We start from the raw sequence: 21,814 nt of genomic DNA on the forward strand, positions 1-21,814 counted from the left end.
GCCGCATCGAAGGGTGCAAACCGTGACCCCGGATGGTTGGCGGTGATCGTGTATTTCGCGCAACCGGGGCAAACGGCTAGAATGCGGTCTTTCCTGCCTTGCCGACGCTGCACCGATGCCCCTGAATCTGCCCATCATGCTTACCTGGTTGCGCGTTGCGCTGATTCCCGTGTTCGTCGGCCTGTTCTATCTGCCGGACGTCCTGGTCAGCATGCCGATGAAGAACGAAGTCGGCGCGGTCATCTTTGCTGTTGCGGCGCTGACCGACTGGTTCGACGGCTATCTGGCGCGACGCTGGAACCAGACGTCGAGCTTCGGGGCCTTCCTCGATCCGGTGGCCGACAAGCTGATGGTGGCTGCTGCGCTGATCCTGCTGGTCGAAATCGGCCGAGCACCAGCGTGGCTGGCGGTGATCATCATCGGCCGCGAGATCACGATTTCGGCACTGCGCGAATGGATGGCGCAGCTGGGCAAGACCAAGAGCGTGGCCGTGGCGACGATCGGCAAGTTCAAGACCGCGGCGCAGATGGTCGCCATCCTGTTCCTGCTCTGGTACGGCCCGCTGCTGCCGGGCATACCGACCGACCTGATCGGCACGATCGCGCTCTACATCGCCGGCGTGCTGACCATCGTGTCGATGTTCTATTACCTGCGGGTTGCCGCCCAGCAATTCCGTGAAGGCTGAGTCGCCGGCTGGCGGCGTTGCCGTCATCGGTGGCTTCTACTTCTGCTACTTCGCCTTCAACGGCCTGTTCTCGCCGTACTGGGGGCTGTACCTCGCCGCGCTGGCGCTGCCGGCGTGGCAGATCGGCATCCTCACCTCGCTGACGCAGGTCAACCGCATCTACGCCCCGGCAATCTGGGGCTGGCTGGCCGATCGTAGCTGCCGTCGCCGGGCGATCCTGCGTCTGGCCGGGGTCGCCGGGCTGGCGGGTTTTCTGTCGCTGCTCGTCGTCGATACTTTCTGGCCGATGTTTCTGGCCGTGCTGTTCGCCAGTTTTTTCTGGAGTGCAGCGCTCCCGCTGGTCGAATCGCTGGCGATCGGTCGTCTGGCCGGTGACAGCGGCCGCTACGCCCGCCTGCGGGTATGGGGGTCGATCGGTTTCATTGCGGCGTCGCTGGGGGCCGGTTACTGGATCGAAGCGAGCGGGGTGAAGGTATTTCCGCTGGCGGTGGTCGGCACGATGGCCGGGCTGGCGGTGTACTGCTGGCGGCTGCCCGAGTCGCCGGTGCGCGCGGTGGCGGCGGAGCTTTCGGCTGGCTTTGGCGACATTCTGCGCCGGCGCGAAGTCAGGGTGTTCCTTGTTGGCTGTTTCCTGATGTCGCTGGCGCACGGGCCGTACTACAGCTTCTACTCGATCCATCTGGCCGAGCACGGGTTGGCGCAAAGCACGATCGGCTGGTTGTGGACTGTTGGCGTGCTGGCGGAGGTCGGCTTGTTCCTCGCCATGCCGCTGCTCAACCGCCGTTTTTCGCCCAAGGCGCTGTTCGTCGGCGATTTCGCCATTGCAGTGGTGCGCTTCCTGTTGATCGCGTTTGGCGCGCACAGCCTGCCCCTGCTGGCGGTCGCGCAGCTTGGCCATGCGTTTACCTTTGCCTGTCACCATGCGGTGGCCATGGGGTATCTGCACCGGCACTTTGCCGGTGCGCATGCCGCCAAGGGGCAGGCGCTGTACATCGCGGCGTCGTTCGGCATCGGCGGCAGCCTGGGCGGTGTGATCGCCGGCTTCCTCTGGGCCGATTTTTCCGGTGCAACCGTGTTCGCGCTGGCTGCTGGCGTTTCCGCGCTCGGGGGCGTTCTTTGCGCTTTCGGCCTGCCCGGCCAGCGCAAGATCGCCATGACAGGGCGGTAAAATGACGGTTGTCGTCCGGTCGTAGTATTGCGAGGATGTTCAGTCTATCGGCCTGCTAGCGTAAACGCAGGTCTGACCCAACTGGACAAACAGCAATGATCATTGTGATGCAGCTCCATGCGTCCGACGCCGAAATCAATGCCGTCGTCGACGAAATCCGCAAAGCCGGCCTGCAGGAACACGTTTCGCGTGGCTCCGAACTGGTCATCATCGGCGCCATCGGCGACGAAGACCGGATCAATCCGGGGCACTTCGAAATCATGGCCGGGGTCGAGCGCGTCAATCGCGTCACCAAGCAGTACAAGATCGTCTCGCGAGATTCGCACCCGCAGGGTTCGGTCATCAAGGTGCGCGGCATTCCGATCGGTGGCGAGCAGATACAGGTGATCTCGGGGCCGTGCTCGATCGAAACCCAGGACCAGATGAACATCGCCGCCGACGCGGTCGTTGCGGCCGGCTGCAGGATGATGCGTGGCGGTGCATTCAAGCCGCGCACCAGTCCGTATGCCTTTCAGGGGCTCGGCGTGCAGGGGCTCGAATACTTCCAGCGTGCGGCCGAGCGCCACAAGCTGCCGATCGTGACCGAGCTGATGGACGTACGCATGCTCGACACGTTCATGGAGTACGACGTCGACGTCATCCAGATCGGCGCGCGCAACATGCAGAACTTCGACCTGCTCAAGGAAGTCGGCCGGGTCAACAAGCCGATCATCCTCAAGCGCGGGCTCTCGGCCACGGTCAACGAATGGCTGATGGCCGCCGAATACATCGCCGCAGGCGGCAACCACAACATCATTTTCTGCGAGCGCGGCATCCGCACTTTCGAAACCGCTTACCGCAACGTCCTCGACGTGACGGCGATTCCGGTGCTCAAGCGCGAAACCCATCTGCCGGTGATCGTCGATCCGAGCCATGCCGGCGGCAAGGCCTGGATGGTGCCGGCGCTGGCGCAGGCGGCGGTTGCCGCCGGTGCGGATGGCCTGCTGGTCGAAATGCACCCGAATCCGTGCGATGCCTGGTGTGACGCCGATCAGGCGCTGACGCCCGATGAACTGAAGGCCCTGATGGTCACGCTGGGCGCCATTGCCCAGGCCGTTGGCCGCACGATCTGACCGAATCACGACAAGGAGAACAAGACATGAAGAAATCGATGCTACGCAGCACCCTGATGGTCGGTACGCTGGCGCTGGCCATGATGTCCGGCGCACAGGCGCGCTCGATGCTCGACGGCGATTACCGTGTCGATCGTTTGGTGTACGACGGCAGCGTTCAGCGCTTCGGCGACGACGGCAAGCTGACGGTCAAGATCGAAGGCGGCCACATCAGTGGTTTTGCAGGCTGCAACCGCTTCATGGGCCAGATCCAGTACGGCGTGCAGCCGCTTAAGATCGGTCCGCTGGCATCGACCATGATGGCCTGCATCCAGAACGAAACCGCCACCAACGAACATGCAATGCATCAGGTGCTCAACGGCGCAAAGTCGTTTTCGCTGGCCGACGGCAAGCTGATTTTCAGTAACGACGCCGGCAATCTGATCTCGCTGGTGCGTGCCGATGCGGCCGCGCCGGCCGGTGTCGAGCGCGTGCTGGAAATTTCGCCCGAGCGCAAAACCTGCAGCGGTGTCGGCAAGATGGAGTGCCTGCAGGTGCGCGAGCCGGGCGCGGCAGACTGGCAGCTGATGTACTTCGGCATCGAGGGTTTCGAGCCGCAGCCGGGTGTCGGTTATGTCGTCAAGGTGCGTGAAGAACGCGTCGAAAATCCGCCGGCCGATGCGCCGAACCGCAAGCTGATCCTGATCGAAACGCTGGAAACGCGTCGCTGATCGCGCAATCCCGTTAAAATGGCCGCCGCTGCACCCGGGTTTGATCCGGGCGCGGCGCCAAGCATGCTTCGCCGCTACCTTCCGGGTGGCGGCTTTCCGTTTTCAATTCCCGCCGGTGGCGGGGCGATGACCCGATGACTCCTGTACGCAAACTGGTTCTGCTGGGGGCCGGCCTGATTGGCGGTTCGTTCGCACTGGCGCTCAAACGCGCCCGCTTGGTGCAGCATGTGGTCGGCGTCGGTCGCAATGCCGCGAATCTCTCGCGTGCACTCGATCTCAACGTCATCGACAGTGCATCGCATATCGCAGCCGAAGCCGTCGATGGTGCCGATCTGGTATTGCTGGCAACGCCGGTCGGGCAGATGGGGCGGTTGATGGCGGAAATCGCGCCGGTGTTGCCCGCCGATTGCATCGTGACCGACGGCGGCTCGACCAAGCAGGACGTTGCCGCGCTGTATCGCGAGCACCTTGCCGGGCATCTGTCACATTGCGTGCCGGGTCATCCGATCGCCGGTTCGGAGCTATCCGGCGCGGCTGCGGCGCAATACGGCCTGTTCGAGGGGCGGCGCGTGGTGCTGACGCCGCTGCCCGAAACGCTGCCCGACGCGGTCGAACGGATCCGTGCCCTGTGGCAGGCGTGTGGCGCGAACGTGTTCGACATGACACCGGCGGCGCACGACGGCATTTTCGCCGCGGTCAGCCACGTGCCGCACCTGCTGTCGTTTGCCTACATGAACGCACTGCTCGACAAGCCCGAGGTTGCGGCCTGTCTTGATTTCGCAGCAACCGGTTTCCGTGATTTCACCCGGATTGCCGGTTCTCATCCCGACATGTGGCGCGACATCGCTCTTGCCAATCGCGACGCGGTCGTGGCCGATCTGCGCGCCAACGTCGCGGCGCTGCAGGATCTGCTTGCGCTCGTCGAGTCGGAAGATGCCGCAGCGCTGACCGCATACATCGATCGCGCCAGCAAGGCGCGCACCGAATGGGGCGACCGCAGCCGCAAGGCCTGAGTCGTCGTCCGGCGTGTCGCCCGTCGGCGCGCCGCTTCAAGGAGAAGAGCATGACCTATGTCCCCGATCCGGCCCGATACGATGGCCGCATGCCTTATCGTCGCAGTGGTCGCAGCGGCCTGCTGCTGCCCGCCATTTCGCTCGGCATGTGGCACAACTTCGGCGGCAACAAGCCGTACGAAAACAGCAAGGCGATGATCCACAAGGCGTTCGACCTGGGCATTACCCATTTCGACCTCGCCAACAACTACGGTCCGCCGCCGGGTTCGGCCGAAGAAACATTCGGTCGTGTGCTGGCGGATGGCCTGCGCACGCATCGGGACGAGCTGATCGTCTCGACCAAGGCCGGCTGGCAGATGTGGGATGGTCCGTACGGCGACCTCGGCAGCCGCAAGTACCTGATCGCGAGCCTGGATCAGAGCCTCAAGCGGATGGGGCTCGACTATGTCGACGTGTTCTACTCGCACCGCCCGGATCCGGATACGCCACTCGAAGAAACCATGGGTGCGCTCGACGCCATCGTGCGGCAGGGCAAGGCGCTGTACGTGGGCATTTCGTCGTACTCGGCCGAGCAGACCCGCGAGGCGGCGCGCATCCTCAAACAACTGGGCACGCCGTGCCTGATCCATCAGCCGTCCTACTCGATGTTCGATCGCTGGATCGAGCGACCGGCACAGGCCGGTGCGCCTGTACTGACCGAGGTGCTCGGCGAGGAAGGCATCGGTTCGATTGCCTTCTGCCCGTTGGCGCAAGGGCTGCTGACCAGCCGTTACCTCGACGGCATTCCGGCCGATTCGCGTGCTGCGGCCATCGACAATCCGTTCCTGACGGCGGACAAGGTCGAAGTGCGGCTGGCACAGGTCCGTGCGCTGAACGGGATCGCGGCAGCGCGTGGCCAGAGTCTGGCGCAGATGGCGCTGGCCTGGGCCTTGCAGACGGTGACCTCGGTCATCATCGGTGCCAGCAGGGTCGAGCAGATCGTCGAAAATGTCGGCGCCGTCGAGCGGCTCGAATTCAGTGCCGACGAACTGGCGAAGATCGAGGCCGTACTGAAGGGTTGATCCGGTCGTCGCACCGAACACACCAGCCGGCGAATGACTCGCCGGCTTTTTGATTGGAGTTTTGCATGTCTTTCGTTCCCGTCATCACCATTGATGGACCGTCGGCCTCGGGCAAAGGGACCGTGGCGCAGCGTGTTGCCGCGGCGCTGGGTTTTCACTACCTCGATTCCGGTGCCCTGTACCGGCTGACCGCGCTGGCGGCAGAGCGGCGGGGGCTGCGCTGGCGTGATGAACTGGAAGTCGCCCAATTGGCGGGCGATCTCGACGTGGTGTTCGACGGTGCGGCGGTTTTGCTGGAGGGTGACAATGTCACCGAGGCGATCCGCAGCGAAACGGTCGGGATCGGCGCGTCGATCGTGGCGGCCCTGCCGGCGGTGCGGTCGGCGCTGCTGGCGCGGCAGCACGCGTTTGCCGAGGTGCCGGGTCTGGTTGCTGATGGGCGAGACATGGGGTCAGTGGTATTTCCGGATGCCCGGCTAAAGGTATTTTTGACTGCGTCGGCCGAGGCGCGCGCCGAGCGTCGCTGCAAGCAGTTGAGTGCAGCTGGCGAGCAGCCGGATCTGGCCGCAATCACCGCCGATCTTGAGTCGAGGGACGAGCGGGATCGCTCTCGTGCGGTGGCGCCGCTGCAGCAGTGGCCCGACGCGCTCCTGCTCGATACGACGAATATGGGTATCGATGAAGCGGTCGAACAGGTATTGCGCTGGTGGAAAGATGTGCTAAGCGCTTGAACTGAAAAAGAGAATTCAATAAAATGTCGCTTGTCCCGGTTGCGGCGTGTGCCTCAGCCGGGCAATGGTATTTTTTGATGCAAGGTATCGGCACCGCGCAAGGTGGTGTCGGTGAAGTTCAACGAACCCCCCGCTCTCTGCGTCAGTAGAGAGGTTTGGAACATTTTCTCAATGACTACTGAAACTGCTTTTGGCTCGATGGAGAGCTTTGCCGCCCTGTTTGAAGAAAGCCTTCAAAATCAGGAAATGCGCTCTGGTGAAGTCATCACCGCCGAAGTCGTTGGTATCGACCACAACTTCGTCACCGTCAACGCCGGCCTCAAGTCGGAATCGCTGATTCCGGTTGAAGAATTCAAGAACGACGCAGGTGAACTCGACGTTCAGATCGGCGACTTCGTTCCGGTCGCGATCGACAGCCTCGAAAACGGCTACGGCGAAACCAAGCTCTCGCGCGAAAAGGCCAAGCGCCTCGCCGCATGGATCGAGCTGGAAGACACCCTCGAGAAGGGCCTGGTCATGACCGGCGTCATCTCGGGCAAGGTCAAGGGCGGCCTGACCGTCATGGTCAACGGCCTGCGCGCCTTCCTGCCGGGTTCGCTCGTCGACATCCGTCCGGTCAAGGACACCACCCCGTACGAAGGCAAGTCGATCGAGTTCAAGGTCATCAAGCTCGACCGCAAGCGCAACAACGTCGTCGTTTCGCGTCGCGCCGTGCTGGAAGAGTCGCTGGGTGAAGAGCGTCAAAAGCTCATGGAAACCCTGCGCGAAGGCGCTGTCATCAAGGGTATCGTCAAGAACATCACCGACTACGGCGCATTCGTCGACCTCGGCGGTATCGACGGCCTGCTGCACATCACCGACCTGGCCTGGCGTCGTGTCAAGCACCCGTCGGAAGTGCTGGCTGTTGGCGACGAAATCGAAGCCAAGGTCCTCAAGTTCGACCAAGAGAAGAACCGCGTCTCGCTGGGTCTCAAGCAACTGGGCGAAGATCCGTGGGTTGGCCTGTCGCGCCGCTACCCGTCGGGCACCCGCCTGTTCGGCAAGGTCACCAATCTGACCGACTACGGTGCGTTCGTTGAAATCGAACAGGGCATCGAAGGTCTGGTGCACGTGTCCGAAATGGATTGGACCAACAAGAACGTCCATCCGTCGAAGGTTGTTTCGCTGGGCGACGAAGTCGAAGTCATGATCCTCGACATCGACGAAGAAAAGCGTCGCATCTCGCTGGGCATGAAGCAGTGCATGGCCAACCCGTGGGACGAATTCGCTCAGAACTTCAAGAAGGGCGACAAGCTGCAAGGCGCGATCAAGTCGATCACCGACTTCGGCGTGTTCGTTGGTCTGCCGGGCGGCATCGATGGCCTGGTTCACCTGTCGGACCTGTCGTGGCACGCTACCGGCGAAGAAGCCGTTCGCAACTTCAAGAAGGGCGACGAAGTCGAAGCCGTGGTTCTGTCGATCGACGTCGACAAGGAGCGCATCAGCCTCGGTATCAAGCAACTCGAAGGCGATCCGTTCAACAACTACGTGTCGACCAGCGACAAGGGCACCATCGTTCGCGGTACCGTCAAGTCGCTTGACGCCAAGGGCGCTGTTGTTGCGCTGACCGACGAAGTCGAAGGCTACCTGCGCGCTACCGAAGTGTCGCGTGACCGTGTCGAAGACATCCGCACCGTCCTGAAGGAAGGTGATGAAGTCGAAGCCATGATCATCAACGTTGATCGCAAGAACCGTTCGATCAACCTGTCGATCAAGTCGAAGGACATGGGCGAAGAAAAGGCTGCAATGAGCCAGCTCTCCGCTGATGCTTCGGCCGGCACGACCAACCTCGGCGCGCTGCTGAAGGCCAAGCTGTCCGGCTCGCAAGAGTAAGGAGGCTTGAGGCGGCATGACCAAGTCCGAACTCATCGCAAAGCTCGCCGAGCGCTATCCGCAGCTTGTTGCGAAGGATGCTGAGTTGGCCGTCAAGACCATTCTCGATGCCATGGCCAAGAGCCTTGCTCAAGGCCAGCGCATCGAGATCCGGGGCTTCGGCAGCTTTGACCTCAACTATCGACCGCCGCGCGTGGGGCGCAATCCGAAATCCGGCAGTAAGGTTGAGGTGCCGGAAAAGTTTGTTCCCCACTTCAAGGCCGGCAAGGAATTGCGTGAGCGCGTTGACGAGCTGATGTAATTCAATTGCCTGCGGCATGAATGACGACACCTAAGGGTGTCGTCATTTTTTTGCGTGTGGCAGCCTGCGCCGACCTTGGCGTAATCGGCTACAATGCGAGGTCAATTCATTGTTGCGGACATGTGGATGCGCTACCTGTTCTGGTTGATCAAGTTTCTGCTGTTTGTCGTGCTGTTCGGTTTTGCCATGCATAACGCCGAGCCGGTAACACTCAATTTTTTCCTCGGTTATGTCTGGCAGGCGCCGCTGGCCTTGCTGCTGCTGATTGCCTTTGTGCTGGGTACCGTATTCGGCATTCTGGCCGTGCTGGGCAAGGTGGTTCGCCTGCGTCGCGAGCTGGTCAACCTGCGCAAGGAAGTGCGTACCCGTCCGGCGGCTGAAGTCGCCACCGTTGACGTGGCATTGCAGCCCCCGCGGGATGCCCTCTGATTTTTTGGCCTGACAGGCTTTCCCCATGCTCGAATCCCAATACTGGTGGCTGATCGCTTTTCCGATTTTTTTCGGATTAGGCTGGTTGGCTGCGCGCGTCGATATCAAGCACGTCCTTTCCGAGACCCGCTCATTGCCGGCGGCGTACTTCAAGGGACTGAACCATTTGCTGAACGGCGAAACCAATCGCGCGGTCGAGGTGTATGTCGATATCGCCAGGCATCACGCCGAAACCATCGAGCTGCAATTCTCGCTCGGACACCTGTTTCGCCGTCGCGGCGAGCTTGAGCGCGCCATCAACATGCACCAGAAGCTGCTCGAACGCCGCGAGCTGACCGATGCGCAGCGCCAGTCGGCGCAATTCGAGCTTGCGCAGGACTTCATGAAGGCCGGCCTGTTCGATCGTGCCGAGGCGCTATTGAACGAGTTGCAGCACAGCGATTACGCCCGTCAGGCCCGCACTGAGCTGCTGGGCATGTACGAACTGGAAAAAGCCTGGAAAAAGGCCATCGAAACTGCGCAGCAGTTGCGTGATGACAGCCACAGCTACCAGCACGAAATCGCCCAGTTTTATTGCGAGCTGGCCGAGCAGTCGTTGACGCGCTCGAAAAAAGACGAGGCGCGCGCCTATCTGGCGCAAGCGCTGGAAACGCACCGCCAATGCAGCCGTGCCCGGTTGCTGCGCGGCGAAATGGCGTTTGCCGAACAAGATTACGCTGCCGCAATCGACGAATGGCTGGCGCTCGAATCGCAGGAGCCCCACGCACTGGCGCTGGCCATGCGGCAGCTGATGGCCGCGTACGATGCGTCCGGGCGTGGCGACGAAGGAACAACACTGCTGTTGCGACTGCTGAAGCATTACCCCGAGCTTGATGTGATGGATCTGGCGTATGAACGCCTGATGTCGCTGCAGGGCGTGGATGCGGCTTACGAGTTTGTCCGCGAGCGGATGCGCGAGCATCCGACGATGCCGGGGCTGCGCAAGGTGCTGGAAGCGCATTTGCTGGTGGCCCCGGTCGAGCAGAAGGCCGAACTCGAAATCATCGTCCGTCTGCTGAACGATGTGACCCGTGACCAGTCGATGTATTACTGCCATCACTGCGGTTTCAAGACCAAACAGTATTTCTGGCATTGCCCTGCCTGCAACGAGTGGGAAACCTACCCGCCGGTGCGGGGGCGCAAAAAAGCCAGTGCCTGATTTTCCGGATTCGAACCATGAACGACCCGAAAGTAATCGTCGCGCTTGATTTTGCCGACGCTGCGGCAGCCTTGGCATTTGCCGGCCGCGTTTCACCGAACCAGTGCAGGCTGAAAGTCGGCAAGGAACTCTTTACCACTGCCGGGCCGCATCTGGTCGAAGCGCTGGTTGCCAAGGGTTTCGACGTCTTCCTCGATCTGAAATTCCACGATATCCCGCATACCGTTGCGCAGGCCTGCAAGGCCGCTGCCAGACTGGGTGTCTGGATGGTCAATGTGCACGCCTCGGGCGGACGCAAGATGATGGAGACGACGCGCGATGCGCTGGAAGCACTGCCTCAACGCCCCTTGCTGATCGCCGTTACCGTGCTGACCAGCATGGACGAGGCCCAGCTGGCCGAGCTGGGCTTGCCGGAGCCGGCGGCGCAGGTCGAGCGTCTGGCCAGATTGACACGCGATTGCGGCCTGGATGGCGTAGTGTGTTCGGCACAGGAGGCAAGCCTGCTACGCGGTGTGTGCGGGCCGGAGTTCAAACTGGTGACCCCGGGCATTCGGCCCGCGGACGCCAGTGTCGATGATCAGCACCGGATCATGACCCCGGACGCCGCGATTCGCGCGGGAAGCGACTATCTGGTGATCGGTCGCCCGATCACGCAAAGCGCCGACCCTGTTGCGACGCTGGATCGAATCAACCAATCGTTGGAACTGCTATGAAAATTACCGTAGTCGGAACGGGTTATGTTGGCCTGGTGACCGGAGCCTGCCTCGCCGAGGTGGGTAACGATGTGCTCTGTCTGGACCTGGACAAGGCCAAGATCGACAAGCTGCATCAGGGTGTGCTGCCGATCTACGAGCCGGGTCTCGACGAAGTCGTCGCTCGCAACGTTGCCGCAGGCCGGTTGAACTTCACGACTGACGTGGATCGCTCGGTTGCGCATGGCACCGTGCAGTTCATCGCCGTCGGAACGCCGCCGGACGAGGACGGCTCGGCCGACCTGCAGTATGTGGTTGCCGCCGCGCGCGCCATTGGTCAACGGATGACCGACTACAAGGTCGTGGTCGACAAGTCGACCGTGCCGGTCGGGACCGCCGAGAAGGTCAAGGCTGCCATTGCCGACGAATTGTCCAAGCGAGGCCTGTCGCTCGATTTCAGCGTGGTGTCGAATCCCGAGTTCCTGAAAGAGGGGGCTGCGGTCGAAGACTTCATGCGCCCCGATCGCATCGTCATCGGTGCCGAGGATGATCAAGCCATCCACACCATGCGTGCGCTGTATCACCCGTTCCAGCGCAACCATGACCGTACTTTGGTGATGGATATCCGCTCGGCCGAGCTGACCAAGTACGCGGCCAACGCCATGCTGGCAACGCGGATTTCGTTCATGAACGAGCTGGCCAATCTGGCCGAAGTGCTCGGCGCGGACATCGAGCTGGTGCGCCGCGGGATCGGCTCCGATCCGCGCATCGGTTACAGCTTCCTGTATTCCGGCTGCGGTTACGGCGGCTCGTGCTTCCCCAAGGACGTCAAGGCGCTGCAGAAGACCGGCGAGGAAAACGGCGTGCCGCTGCGCGTGCTGGCAGCGGTCGAAGAGGCCAATGACGCACAGAAGCAGCGTCTGATCGACAAGGTTGTCGCCCGTTTCGGCAACGACCTGACTGGCCGGCGTTTCGCACTGTGGGGTCTGGCATTCAAGCCGGGGACCGACGACATGCGCGAGGCGCCGAGCCTGACGCTGATCGACGGTTTGCTTTCCCGTGGCGCGACTGTGTGCGGCTTTGACCCGGTTGCCAATCACGAGGCACACCGCGTGATCGGTGATCGCATCGATTACGCCGAAAACCCGATGGATGCCCTCGATGGTGCCGATGCGCTGCTGATTGCCACAGAATGGAAACAGTTCCGCGCGCCGGACTTCGACAAGATCAAGCAGCTGCTGAAAACGCCGCTGATCATTGACGGTCGCAATCTGTACGAGCCGGCCGCAGTGCGCGCGCTGGGTCTTGACTACGACGCGATCGGACGCAAATGATGCTGCCGGCTGGCCAATCCGTCGCCGCGCTGAAGGCGGCAATCGCCGGTGCCCGCGTCATGGTCGTTGGCGACGTGATGCTGGACCGATACTGGTTTGGTGACGTCGAGCGCATTTCGCCCGAGGCGCCGGTGCCGGTGGCGCGCATCCGCAAGACCGACGAGCGTGCGGGCGGCGCCGCCAATGTCGCGCGCAATATCGCCTCGCTCGGTGGTCAGGCCACCTTGCTGGCCGTCGTTGGTGACGACGAGGCGGGGCGCAGCCTTGAAAAATTGCTGCAGGACGATGGCGTCAAGACCTCGCTCTATCGTGATCCGGAAATCGCGACGACGGTGAAGTTGCGTGTTCTGGCCCGGCAGCAGCAATTGCTGCGGATCGACTTCGAAGAAAAGCCAAGTCACGAGATTCTCGCCGCCAAGCTCGACGATTTCCGGCGTTTGCTCGCGGATACAGACGTCGTCATCTTGTCGGACTACGGCAAGGGTGGTCTGCGCCATGTCTACGACATGATTGCCGCTGCGCGCGCTGCGGGCAAGCCGGTACTGGTTGACCCGAAGGGCGATGACTACTCGCGCTACCGCGGTGCCACCTTGTTGACGCCGAACCGCAGCGAGTTCCGCCAGGTCGCCGGGGACTGGCGCGACGAAGCCGACCTGACAGCCAAGGCGCAGGATTTGCGCAAGCAGCTCGATCTCGAAGCGCTGCTGGTAACGCGCAGCGAAGAAGGGATGACGCTGTTCCGCGACAGCGGCGTCGTGCATCAGCCGACGCTGGCGCGCGAGGTGTTCGACGTCTCCGGCGCGGGCGATACGGTGATCGCCACGCTGGGTCTGATGCTGGCCGCAGGCTTGCCGCTGCCGGAGGCAATGGGCTGGTCCAATCACGCGGCGGGCATCGTTGTTGCAAAACTCGGGACGGCGACCGTCCTGCAGGATGAAGTCTTTGCAGAATCGGTCTGAGTGCGGATCGAGAAAATAGAAAAGCGGCCTTGGGGCCGCTTTTTTCATGCTGTCGCGCTGCTTCCCGGTATCTCGGCTTCGACCCGGTTCTTGCCGAGCAGCTTGGCGCGGTACATGGCGTGGTCGGCGCGCTCGATGGCGTGTGCACGGTGCTCGTTTGGCGCCACGATCGTTACGCCGGCGCTGAACGTGATCAGCAGTTTGTCATTGTTGTGCATGAAGAAGCGCCGCGTCAGTTCGCGCTGAAGGCGCTGCAGAATCTGGGTGGCATCCTCGATCCCGGTGTCCGGCAGTAGCAGCACGAACTCCTCGCCGCCGTAGCGCGCCACGACATCGGTGGGGCGCAGCAAGTCACGGATCACCTGTACCAGATGCACCAGTGCGCTGTCGCCGGCGGCGTGGCCCATCTGGTCGTTCAGTTTCTTGAAGTTGTCGATGTCGAGCAGCGCCAGTGCCATCGTTGCGTGCTGCCTTGCCATGCGCGAGAGCTCAACCTCGTAGGCGTCCTCCAGCCCGCGGCGGTTCAGGGCGCCGGTCAGCTGGTCTTCACGGACCTTTTCGCTGACTTCACGCAGTTCGCGCTCGAGTTGCATGACGCGTTGCTGGGCAAGGTCGGCTTCCTGCCTGGCCGTGACCAGCTCGTCGCGCGAGCGAAGCACGTCCAGCTGCAGCGTACGTGTGTCGTGCATGATGTCGTCGAGCACGAACTTGAGGCTGGCCGGATTGTCGGCGGTCTGGATTTTTTCGGCGTACTGACGGATGCGCTCCTGATACTGCTCGGTGCTGGCCGACAGCGAACCCAGCCGGTCGAGGAAGGTGGTCGCCATGCTTTTCAGCGTGCTTTGCGCGTCATGCAGGTTGTGCTTGAGCAGGCTTTGCTTGTAGATCACTTCCTTGAGGCCGGCCTCGGCATCGTAGATCAGCCGCATGTTGAGCGGGCGCGCCATGATTTCCTGTACGACGGCCACCTGTCCCTGCAGCCAGCTGTCGTCGACCAGCAGTTCGCTCATATTGTCGGTGAGCAAACGCAGCAGGCTGAGCAGGCCATCGGCCAGGCGCCGGTCCTGCTGGCCCTGCAACTCGATCCTGAGCCAGAGCTTCTTCAGTCGGGGCAGCCATTTTTGCAGGTCGTGCTCGCTGCTCAGTCCGCGGGCCTCGTTGCTGATGTGGCGGACTTCATCGGCCAGCTCCGGGTCGTGCGCAAGCAATGGGGGCAGTACCCCCAGCTCCAGTGCTTGTGTTACCGCTTCGCGCCAGTCCTGCCAAGCGCCATCGCCAACCTCAATGACCGTCTCGTTCATCGAAGCGTCATCAATGATGGGGGCAAGGGCGGTGCTGTCGGCGGATTCGCCGCTGGTTTCGCTCCATGCTTGCAGCAGCGCGGCCAGCTTTTCGTTGAGCTGATCGGGCTCGTTGCTGAAGTGGATCAGCACGCGTTCGAGCGTTTCCTGTTTGCGCGTCGGGGTGTACAGCGGGTTGCGCATGTCCCAGAGCCGCACCAGCTCGCGCACCAGCTCGGACCACGGCAGCGCCAGTTTGGCCTGGCCGCCCTGCAGCTCGATGGCGCGTATGACTTGCTGTGGAATCTCCTGCCATTCGCCAAGCTTGGCCGACTGGCGCATCTGCTTGATCAGCCGCAGAAACTCCTGGCCCTGACGCGGCAGCGCGTGCAGGGCGCGGTCGATCTCCCGCATCAGCGGCGGAACCCGCTCGTCTTCCGGGGTTTCGGCGATGCCGTCGTAGATTTCGGCGTAATGGTCCGGCGTCGGCGGAATCCGGCGCAGCATCAGCTGCCTGAGTGTTTCTCTGGCAATGTCGGTCGGATTCGTCGGGGCGGGCATGGTGGTCCGTGTCGTGCGCGGGGTGCGCTCTGGATTATACGGGCGAGCGGACATTCCGATGGCAAAAAACCGGGAGCAGGGCTCCCGGTTTTTCGGCTGGATGACGCATTGCGGAACGGATCAGTTGATCAGTTCGCGCGCCTCGGCAACCTGATCCTTGTAGGCGTCGAAGATGCCCTTGAGCGCATCGGCCATGGTGACCGTCGGTGCCCAGCCGAGATCTTCGCGGGTATTGTCGATCTTCGGGACGCGATTCTGCACGTCCTGATAGCCCTTGCCGTAGTACTCGCCCGATGTGGTCTCGACGACCTGCACCTTGGCCACGCCCTCGGCGTATTCCGGGTACTGTTTGGCGAGGTCGATCATCATCGTCGCGAGTTCGCGCACCGAGAAGTTGTTGACCGGGTTGCCGATGTTGTAGATCTGGCCCGAGGCCTTGCCGTCCTTGTTGTCGATGATCTTCATCAGCGCGCTGATGCCGTCGTCGATATAGGTGAAGGCGCGCTTCTGGTGGCCACCGTCGACGAGCTTGATCGTCTCGCCACGAACGATGTGACCAAGGAACTGCGTGATTACACGGCTGGAGCCTTCCTTCGGGGTGTGGATGCTGTCGAGACCGGCGCCGATCCAGTTGAACGGACGGAACAGGGTGTAGTCGAGGCCTTCCTGCTGGCCGTAGGCGGCGATGACGCGATCCATCAGCTGCTTCGAGCAGGCGTAGATCCAGCGCGGCTTGTTGATCGGGCCGTAGACCAGTTCGGAGTTTTCCGGGTCGAATTCGCCGTCCTTGCACATGCCGTAGACTTCGGACGTCGACGGGAACACGACGCGCTTCTTGTACTTCACGCACCACTTGATGATCGGCAGGTTGGCTTCGAAGTCGAGTTCGAACACGCGCAGCGGCGCCTGGACATAGGTGGCCGGCGTGGCGATCGCAACCAGCGGCAGGACGACGTCGCACTTCTTGACGTGGTACTCGATCCATTCCTGATTGATGGTGATGTCACCCTCGAAGAAGTGGAAACGCGGGTGATCAAGGAACTCGCCGACCTTGCCGACGTGCATGTCCATGCCGAACACTTCCCAGTCGGTCGTCTCGAGGATGCGCTTGGTCAGGTGGTGGCCGATGAAGCCGTTGACGCCGAGGATGAGGACTTTTTTCATGGTGTGGGTCTGCCGTGGATGTTGGATATCAGAATTCGAGTGGCGCATTCAGTGCGCCGGACGTAAGCGGGGTGCCGTCCAGATCGGCCGCGAGGATGCGCAACAGCCCACCGTCGGCACACCGGAGCCAGAGCTTGTCCGAGGCTGCCCAGAGTACGCTGGCTGCCGTGTCGGGGCAGGATGGTGCGTTGTCGATGCGGCGGGTACGCCACAGCGTCAGCCGGCCGCGCGGCGTGTCGCTGAAGGCGCCGGGGTAAGGGTGGGTGACGGCGCGCACGAGGTTGTGCAGCTGCAGTGCGGACTGCTGCCAGTCGATCCGGCCGTCTTCCATCTTGCGGCCGCCGAAATAGCCGCCTTGCGACAGGTCTTGCGGCGTCAGCGTTGCCGTGCCGGCGATCAGTTGCGGCAGCGCCCGGTTCAGGCACAGCTCGCCTGCAACGGCGACCTTGTCGAAGACATCGTGCGCGGTGTCGTCCGGCAAAATGGGGACGGCGAACTGGTCGACGATCGCGCCGTTGTCCGGCTTGATGTTCATCACGTGCAGCGAGACGCCGGTTTCGGTTTCGCCGTGGATGACGGCCCAGTTCACCGGGACGCGGCCGCGGTATTTCGGCAGCAGCGAGCCGTGCAGATTGAATGCGCCACGGCTCGGTGCTGCCAGAATCGGTGCCTTGAGCATGTGACGGTAGTAGAACGAAAACACGAAGTCCGGCGCCAGTGCTGCGATGCGTGCTTCGACGTCGGGCACGTTCGGGTCGGTGGGGGTGATGAACGGGATGTCGTAGTCGCGGCACAGCTGTGCCACCGAGCCGAACCAGATGTTCTCGTCCGGATTGTCTTCGTGGGTGACGACCAGCTCGATCCGGACGCCGTGAGCCAGCAATACCTTGAGGCTGCGGACGCCGACGTTGTGATAGGCAAAAACGACGGCGCGCGTCATTCGCCGGTCCGCTTTTCGAGGATGCCGGCGATCAGGTAACGCGGCCGCTGGCGAACTTCGTGGTAGATGCGGCCGATGTACTCGCCGAGCAGGCCGATGCCGAACAGCGCGATGCCGATCAGCAGGAAGGCGATGGCGAACAGGGTGAACAGGCCGCCTTCCTCGGGGCCGACCACGATGCGGCGGCCGACGAGGTAGAGCACCAGAAAGCCCGACAGCGTCGAGATCACCATGCCGAGCATCGAGAACATCTGCAGCGGTACGATCGAGAACCCGGTCATCAGGTCGAAATTGAGCCGGATCAGGCTGTAGATCGAGTACTTCGATTCGCCGGCAAAACGTTCTTCGTGGCCGACGACGACTTCGGTCGGGTTCTGCGAGAACGAATAGGCCAGCGCCGGGATGAAGGTGTGCATTTCGTTGCACATATTGATCGTGTCGATGATCCGGCGGCTGTAGGCGCGCAGCATGCAGCCCTGATCGGTCATCTTGATCCGGGTGAGCTTTTCACGCAGCCGGTTCATCGCGCGGCTGGCGACGTGGCGCCAGACCGAATCGTTGCGCTGGCGACGGATCGAGCCGACGTAGTCGTGGCCCTTGTCCATTTCGTCGAGCAGGGTCTTGATGTCTTCGGGCGGGTTCTGCAGGTCGGCATCGAGGGTGACGATCTGCTGGCCGCGAGCGTGCTCGAAGCCGGCCAGGATCGCGCGGTGCTGGCCGAAATTGCCGTTGAACAGGATGACCCGGGTCACGTCGGGACGCTTGTGGAACTGCTCGGCCAGCAGGGCTGGCGAGCGGTCGCGGCTGCCGTCGTTGATGAACAGGACCTCGTACGACTTGCCGAGTGCATCGAGCGCCGGATAAAGGCGGTCGAACAGTGCGGCAAGGCCGTCCTCTTCGTTGTAAACCGGGATGACCACGGAAACGGTGGGTTCGGTCATGGCGACAAGTTCGGTGGTGTGGGCGTGCATCATGGAAACCGATGATGCGTCCGAAGACTTAAGCGGCGATGAAGTCATGATTGTCAGTCGCGCAGGACCGGTGTCAGGACGGCGCTCAGCGCATCGCAAACCCGGTCGACGTCCGATTCGATCATGGCCGGGAACAGCGGCAGGCTGATGGTGCTGGCACCCACGTGTTCGGTGTGCGGATACATGCCGTCCGTGTAGCCGAGGCCACGGTAATAGGTAAACAGGTGCAGGGCCGGGTAATGGACGCCGACGCCGACGCCGGCTTCCTTCATCCGGGCGATGAATTCACCACGGCTGATGGTCATCCGGTCGAGCGGAAGCAGGATCTGGAACATGTGCCAGTTGCTCTCGTCCGATTCGACCGGCAGCGCCAGACCGAGCGTGCGATCGATTTTGGCGAAGTAGCGATCGGCCAGTTCGCGGCGGCGCTTGTTGAAGGTGTCGAGGCGCTTGAGCTGGCCGAGGCCGACCGCTGCGGCGACATCGGTGAGGTTGTACTTGCCGCCGGGCAGGTCGACGTCCATCGTGCCGTCGGGCAGGCGGGTGACGCCCTGCAGGCGCCATTTCTCGAACAGCCGCGCTTCCTCTGGCGTGTTCATCACCAGCGCACCGCCCTCGATCGTCGTCATGTTCTTGTTCGGGTGGAACGAGACCGAACACAGGTCGCCGAAGCTGCCGATGCGCCGGCCGTTCCACGTTGCGCCCTGTGATTGCGCCGCATCCTCGATCACGCGCAGGCCGTGCTTGTCGGCGATCGCGTACAGGCGGTCGCGGTCGACCGGCAGGCCGGCGAGGTCGACCGGCAGGATGGCGCGGGTGTGCGGCGTGATCGCGGCTTCGATCAGGTCAAGATCGATATTGCGCGTGGCCGGGTCAATGTCGACGAACACCGGCTTGCCGCCGGCGTTGATGACGATGTTGCTGGTCGCCACCCAGGTCATTGCGGTGGTGATGACTTCGTCACCGGGCTGCAGGCCGATCAGTCGCAGCGCGATCTCCATGGCGCCGGTCGCCGACGTGACGACGCGAACCGGCCGGCCGCCGAAATGCTCGGACAGCGCAGCTTCGAGCGCGGCCATCTTGGGGCCGCTGGTGATCCAGCCGGAGCGCAGCACGCTGGCGACGTCGGCGATCGTTTCCTCGTCGATGCTCGGGCGGGTGAAGGGCAGGAATTCCATGCGTTGTCCTTATTTCGACGGCTGGGTCGATGCGGAAGCGGGGCGGGTAATCACGATGCGGCGCGGGTCGCTGGCGATGATCTGCATGGCCAGCCCCTGTTGCTGCAATTCGCGGAAACGGTCCGGGTTGGTGATGGCGACCGGTGCCGGGTCACTCTGCCAGTGCTGCAGGAAGGCTTCGTTACTCATCTTCTTGTCCGGCTCCTGTTGCTGGCCGAGAGTGAACTCGTCGCCGTACTCGACCAGTTGCACGGTGCGCTTCAGGTAGAACGGTACCGTCTGGTCATAGTAGCGATACATGTAGACGGTGCTGTCAGGCTTGAGCTGCGGCTTGATGGTTTCGATCAGGTGGTAGCTCGAATTGGTCTCGGCGAATTCGTTGTGGCCGAGCATCGGAATCTGCGCGCCGATCAGGCCGGTGGTGGCCAGCGCGATCAGCGTGATGTCGAAACGCCGGCGCAGTGCGCTCCACAGCGCCAGTGCGGCCAGTGCGGTGATGGCAATGCCACCGACCAGTACCCACTCGGAAAACGCCGCGTTGTAGATCTGCGGAGTCTTGTCGCTGCCTTTGGCGGCAATGAACGGTACCGCGACCATCAGCGCAATGCCGAGTGCCAGCATCGTGCCGCTGAGCCACAGCCAGCTGCGGCGACGCAGATCGGTCAGCACGAAGCCGGCGAGCAGCGCCAGCGCCGGAAACATTGGCAGGATGTACGACGGCAGTTTCGACTGGGATTTAGAGAAGAACAGGAAGATCAGCACCGCCCAGACCAGCAGGAATCGCTGCGGCTGAAAGCGCTGGCTGTTGTTGTTGAGCCAGCCTGCACGGAAGATCTGCGGCAGCAGCGCGGTCCATGGCAGCATGCCGACGATCAGGATCGGCACGAAGTAGTACCAAGCGCCATCACGACGCGCCTGATCGGTGGCAAAGCGTTGAAAGTGCTCGTGAATGAAGAAGAAGTGCGCGAACTCCGGATTGGCACGCGACACCATTACGAACCACGGTGCTGTAATCAGCAGCAGCAAGGCAATGCCTTTGCCGAAGTGCATCCGCGCCCATGGTTTCCAGTCGCGGGTCCACAGCGAGTAAATCACCAGTGTGCCGCCGGGGAAAACGAGTCCGATCAGCCCCTTGGACATGATCGCCAGCGCAATGGCGCCCCAGGCGATTAGCATGGCATTGCGGTTTTCGGTTGGCGTGGCGTCGTCCTGCTGCGCCCAGACAAAGGCGAACAGGGCAATCGCCAAAAAGCTCGAGACACCCATGTCGAGCGTCAGGAAATGGCCATTGCCGATCCACCACAAGCTGCTGGCCAGAATCACCGACGCGCCGATCGCGCGCGTTTCGGCGTCGGATTTGCGGCGGAACAGGCGTTTGGCGGTGAAGTACAGTGCGATCACCGCAATGAAGCCGGTCAGCCCCGGCCACAGCCGCGCGGCAAACTCGGTTTCGCCGAACAGCTTGAAATTGGTCGCGGTCGCCCAGTATTGCAGGATCGGTTTTTCGAAATACTTGATGCCGTTGAGTCGCGGCGTCAGCCAGTCACCGCTTGCCAGCATTTCGCGGCCGATTTCGGCGTAGCGCCCCTCGTCGGGTGAAATCAGCTTGCGGTAGCCCAGTGTGCTGAACCACAGCACGGCGAATGAAATGAACAGCAGCCATTTGGGCCAGCGCTTGTTGGCGAAATCGGTCATGCAGAGGTCCGGCGATTGGGGATAGGTTGCTTCTGAAAACTGTCGCGATGCTGTCATCTGGCATCGGGTCGACACGATAAATCAAAACTCTAGGCCCGGCCAGTTAAGCGAATCTGAAGTCAGGGATTGCGCTTGGACTTCAGCAACACCAGCACTGCGCCGCTGCCGCCGTCGGCGGGGCGGGCCTGGCTGAAGGCCAGTACTTCGTCACGCTGGACCAGCCAGTTGCGCAGCTTGAGTTTCAGTACCGGTTCGGCGTTTTTCGAACTCAACCCCTTGCCGTGGATGATTCGCACGCAGCGGCGGCGCGCCTGCTGCGCCGCGTGCAGGAACTCGGCCACCTGTTGGCGGGCGGCTTCGCTGGCATAACCGTGCAGGTCGAGCTCGGCCTGAACCAGCCAGTGACCACGTCGCAGTTTTTTCAGCGTGTCCAGTTTCTGGCCGGGGCGCAGATAGAGCAGCTCTTCGCCGGCGGCCAGTTCGTCCCATGGCCAGAAATCGCTCATCGCCTCGGTATGCGGGGCAAGGTCCGCGTGTTGCCGTTGTGGCCAGGGGCTGGGTGGTGCGCTCGGATGAGGGTGGCGCTTGTCCTGTCGTAGCGGCGTGCTGCCGCGCACGGCGTTCATGAACAGCGTGTGATCGTCCGGTGGCGGCGGCGAGGGTGTACGGACCGGAGCGGGTTGAGCACGGGCCGACAGGGACTGTTTGAATTGCTGGAGTCGGCGGCGGGTCTGGCTGTCCATGGGCAAGGCGGCGGCTC

General features: G+C 62.4%; 21 protein-coding genes. 14 read left to right on the forward strand and 7 right to left on the reverse strand.

Annotated elements, in window-relative coordinates:
- Positions 1-115 precede the first annotated feature (115 nt).
- The 14 genes from pgsA to rfaE1 all read left to right on the forward strand — a co-directional run bounded on the left by pgsA (position 116) and on the right by rfaE1 (position 13,265).
- Positions 116-685: a CDP-diacylglycerol--glycerol-3-phosphate 3-phosphatidyltransferase gene (gene pgsA / locus JMJ54_RS00130; RefSeq protein WP_203535930.1), complete on the forward strand. Its 570-nt coding sequence runs from the start codon at positions 116-118 to the stop codon at positions 683-685.
- Entirely contained in the window at positions 675-1,853 is a 1,179-nt protein-coding gene (locus tag JMJ54_RS00135; protein ID WP_203535931.1) for an MFS transporter, read from the forward strand. Before pgsA ends, JMJ54_RS00135 begins: the two co-directional genes overlap by 11 nt.
- Positions 1,854-1,948: 95 nt before the next feature.
- On the forward strand, positions 1,949-2,965 hold the full coding sequence (gene aroF, locus JMJ54_RS00140; protein WP_203535932.1) for a 3-deoxy-7-phosphoheptulonate synthase: 1,017 nt from the start codon (positions 1,949-1,951) through the stop codon (positions 2,963-2,965).
- Positions 2,966-2,991: 26 nt separating this feature from the next.
- Positions 2,992-3,675, forward strand: coding sequence for an META and DUF4377 domain-containing protein (locus JMJ54_RS00145; RefSeq protein ID WP_203535933.1), 684 nt, complete (start codon positions 2,992-2,994; stop codon positions 3,673-3,675).
- A 134-nt stretch (positions 3,676-3,809) separates the two neighbouring features.
- The gene (locus JMJ54_RS00150) at positions 3,810-4,688 is read left to right on the forward strand and encodes a prephenate dehydrogenase (RefSeq protein WP_203535934.1); all 879 of its coding nucleotides are present in this window, start codon (positions 3,810-3,812) and stop codon (positions 4,686-4,688) included.
- A 50-nt stretch (positions 4,689-4,738) separates the two neighbouring features.
- Positions 4,739-5,749, forward strand: coding sequence for an aldo/keto reductase (locus JMJ54_RS00155; protein WP_203535935.1), 1,011 nt, complete (start codon positions 4,739-4,741; stop codon positions 5,747-5,749).
- Between the two features lie 65 nt (positions 5,750-5,814).
- Positions 5,815-6,480 (forward strand): (d)CMP kinase, encoded by a 666-nt coding sequence (gene cmk, locus JMJ54_RS00160; RefSeq protein WP_203535936.1) that lies wholly within the window; start codon positions 5,815-5,817, stop codon positions 6,478-6,480.
- Positions 6,481-6,678: 198 nt separating this feature from the next.
- Positions 6,679-8,352 (forward strand): 30S ribosomal protein S1, encoded by a 1,674-nt coding sequence (gene rpsA / locus JMJ54_RS00165; protein WP_203536847.1) that lies wholly within the window; start codon positions 6,679-6,681, stop codon positions 8,350-8,352.
- A 16-nt stretch (positions 8,353-8,368) separates the two neighbouring features.
- The gene (locus JMJ54_RS00170) at positions 8,369-8,653 is read left to right on the forward strand and encodes an integration host factor subunit beta (RefSeq protein WP_070525962.1); all 285 of its coding nucleotides are present in this window, start codon (positions 8,369-8,371) and stop codon (positions 8,651-8,653) included.
- Between the two features lie 126 nt (positions 8,654-8,779).
- Positions 8,780-9,082 carry a LapA family protein gene (locus JMJ54_RS00175; protein ID WP_203535937.1) on the forward strand — a complete coding sequence of 101 codons (303 nt, stop codon included), beginning with the start codon at positions 8,780-8,782 and terminating at the stop codon, positions 9,080-9,082.
- Between the two features lie 25 nt (positions 9,083-9,107).
- Entirely contained in the window at positions 9,108-10,280 is a 1,173-nt protein-coding gene (gene lapB / locus JMJ54_RS00180; protein WP_203535938.1) for a lipopolysaccharide assembly protein LapB, read from the forward strand.
- A gap of 17 nt (positions 10,281-10,297) precedes the next feature.
- The gene (gene pyrF / locus JMJ54_RS00185) at positions 10,298-10,993 is read left to right on the forward strand and encodes an orotidine-5'-phosphate decarboxylase (protein ID WP_203535939.1); all 696 of its coding nucleotides are present in this window, start codon (positions 10,298-10,300) and stop codon (positions 10,991-10,993) included.
- Positions 10,990-12,306: a UDP-glucose dehydrogenase family protein gene (locus JMJ54_RS00190; protein ID WP_203535940.1), complete on the forward strand. Its 1,317-nt coding sequence runs from the start codon at positions 10,990-10,992 to the stop codon at positions 12,304-12,306. The genes pyrF and JMJ54_RS00190 overlap by 4 nt, the downstream gene beginning before the upstream one ends.
- Entirely contained in the window at positions 12,303-13,265 is a 963-nt protein-coding gene (gene rfaE1, locus JMJ54_RS00195; RefSeq protein ID WP_275411018.1) for a D-glycero-beta-D-manno-heptose-7-phosphate kinase, read from the forward strand. Before JMJ54_RS00190 ends, rfaE1 begins: the two co-directional genes overlap by 4 nt.
- Positions 13,266-13,309: 44 nt before the next feature.
- On the opposite strand, the gene JMJ54_RS00200 is transcribed toward rfaE1, so the two are convergent.
- From JMJ54_RS00200 to JMJ54_RS00230, 7 genes are all read right to left on the reverse strand, one after another.
- Complete coding sequence (locus JMJ54_RS00200) at positions 13,310-15,106, reverse strand: GGDEF domain-containing protein (RefSeq protein WP_203535941.1); 1,797 nt, start codon at positions 15,104-15,106, stop codon at positions 13,310-13,312.
- A 120-nt stretch (positions 15,107-15,226) separates the two neighbouring features.
- Positions 15,227-16,270, reverse strand: a complete 1,044-nt coding sequence (locus JMJ54_RS00205) for a bifunctional UDP-4-keto-pentose/UDP-xylose synthase (protein ID WP_203535942.1) — start codon at positions 16,268-16,270, stop codon at positions 15,227-15,229.
- Positions 16,271-16,298: 28 nt separating this feature from the next.
- Entirely contained in the window at positions 16,299-17,210 is a 912-nt protein-coding gene (locus tag JMJ54_RS00210; protein ID WP_203535943.1) for a formyltransferase, read from the reverse strand.
- Positions 17,207-18,151, reverse strand: coding sequence for a glycosyltransferase (locus JMJ54_RS00215; RefSeq protein ID WP_203535944.1), 945 nt, complete (start codon positions 18,149-18,151; stop codon positions 17,207-17,209). The genes JMJ54_RS00210 and JMJ54_RS00215 overlap by 4 nt, the downstream gene beginning before the upstream one ends.
- An 83-nt stretch (positions 18,152-18,234) precedes the next feature.
- Positions 18,235-19,359 (reverse strand): DegT/DnrJ/EryC1/StrS family aminotransferase, encoded by a 1,125-nt coding sequence (locus tag JMJ54_RS00220; protein WP_203535945.1) that lies wholly within the window; start codon positions 19,357-19,359, stop codon positions 18,235-18,237.
- 9 nt (positions 19,360-19,368) lie between these two features.
- Positions 19,369-21,054, reverse strand: a complete 1,686-nt coding sequence (locus JMJ54_RS00225) for a phospholipid carrier-dependent glycosyltransferase (protein ID WP_203535946.1) — start codon at positions 21,052-21,054, stop codon at positions 19,369-19,371.
- A gap of 119 nt (positions 21,055-21,173) precedes the next feature.
- Complete coding sequence (locus JMJ54_RS00230) at positions 21,174-21,680, reverse strand: Smr/MutS family protein (RefSeq protein ID WP_238999813.1); 507 nt, start codon at positions 21,678-21,680, stop codon at positions 21,174-21,176.
- Between the last annotated feature and the right edge of the window lie 134 nt (positions 21,681-21,814).

The sequence above is a fragment of the Jeongeupia naejangsanensis genome, assembly GCF_016865585.1.
GTDB lineage: Bacteria > Pseudomonadota > Gammaproteobacteria > Burkholderiales > Chitinibacteraceae > Jeongeupia > Jeongeupia naejangsanensis.

Coding starts and splice junctions, on each gene's coding strand:
- aroF (WP_203535932.1), top strand. CDS start 1,949: ATGATCATTGTGATGCAGCTCCATGCGTCCGACGCCGAAATCAATGCC.
- JMJ54_RS00190 (WP_203535940.1), top strand. CDS start 10,990: ATGAAAATTACCGTAGTCGGAACGGGTTATGTTGGCCTGGTGACCGGA.
- lapB (WP_203535938.1), top strand. CDS start 9,108: ATGCTCGAATCCCAATACTGGTGGCTGATCGCTTTTCCGATTTTTTTC.
- JMJ54_RS00215 (WP_203535944.1), bottom strand. CDS start 18,151: ATGACCGAACCCACCGTTTCCGTGGTCATCCCGGTTTACAACGAAGAG.
- JMJ54_RS00175 (WP_203535937.1), top strand. CDS start 8,780: ATGCGCTACCTGTTCTGGTTGATCAAGTTTCTGCTGTTTGTCGTGCTG.
- JMJ54_RS00230 (WP_238999813.1), bottom strand. CDS start 21,680: ATGAACGCCGTGCGCGGCAGCACGCCGCTACGACAGGACAAGCGCCAC.
- pgsA (WP_203535930.1), top strand. CDS start 116: ATGCCCCTGAATCTGCCCATCATGCTTACCTGGTTGCGCGTTGCGCTG.
- JMJ54_RS00225 (WP_203535946.1), bottom strand. CDS start 21,054: ATGACCGATTTCGCCAACAAGCGCTGGCCCAAATGGCTGCTGTTCATT.
- rpsA (WP_203536847.1), top strand. CDS start 6,679: ATGGAGAGCTTTGCCGCCCTGTTTGAAGAAAGCCTTCAAAATCAGGAA.
- JMJ54_RS00170 (WP_070525962.1), top strand. CDS start 8,369: ATGACCAAGTCCGAACTCATCGCAAAGCTCGCCGAGCGCTATCCGCAG.
- JMJ54_RS00220 (WP_203535945.1), bottom strand. CDS start 19,359: ATGGAATTCCTGCCCTTCACCCGCCCGAGCATCGACGAGGAAACGATC.
- cmk (WP_203535936.1), top strand. CDS start 5,815: ATGTCTTTCGTTCCCGTCATCACCATTGATGGACCGTCGGCCTCGGGC.
- JMJ54_RS00145 (WP_203535933.1), top strand. CDS start 2,992: ATGAAGAAATCGATGCTACGCAGCACCCTGATGGTCGGTACGCTGGCG.
- JMJ54_RS00205 (WP_203535942.1), bottom strand. CDS start 16,270: ATGAAAAAAGTCCTCATCCTCGGCGTCAACGGCTTCATCGGCCACCAC.
- JMJ54_RS00200 (WP_203535941.1), bottom strand. CDS start 15,106: ATGCCCGCCCCGACGAATCCGACCGACATTGCCAGAGAAACACTCAGG.
- rfaE1 (WP_275411018.1), top strand. CDS start 12,303: ATGATGCTGCCGGCTGGCCAATCCGTCGCCGCGCTGAAGGCGGCAATC.
- pyrF (WP_203535939.1), top strand. CDS start 10,298: ATGAACGACCCGAAAGTAATCGTCGCGCTTGATTTTGCCGACGCTGCG.
- JMJ54_RS00210 (WP_203535943.1), bottom strand. CDS start 17,210: ATGACGCGCGCCGTCGTTTTTGCCTATCACAACGTCGGCGTCCGCAGC.
- JMJ54_RS00150 (WP_203535934.1), top strand. CDS start 3,810: ATGACTCCTGTACGCAAACTGGTTCTGCTGGGGGCCGGCCTGATTGGC.
- JMJ54_RS00155 (WP_203535935.1), top strand. CDS start 4,739: ATGACCTATGTCCCCGATCCGGCCCGATACGATGGCCGCATGCCTTAT.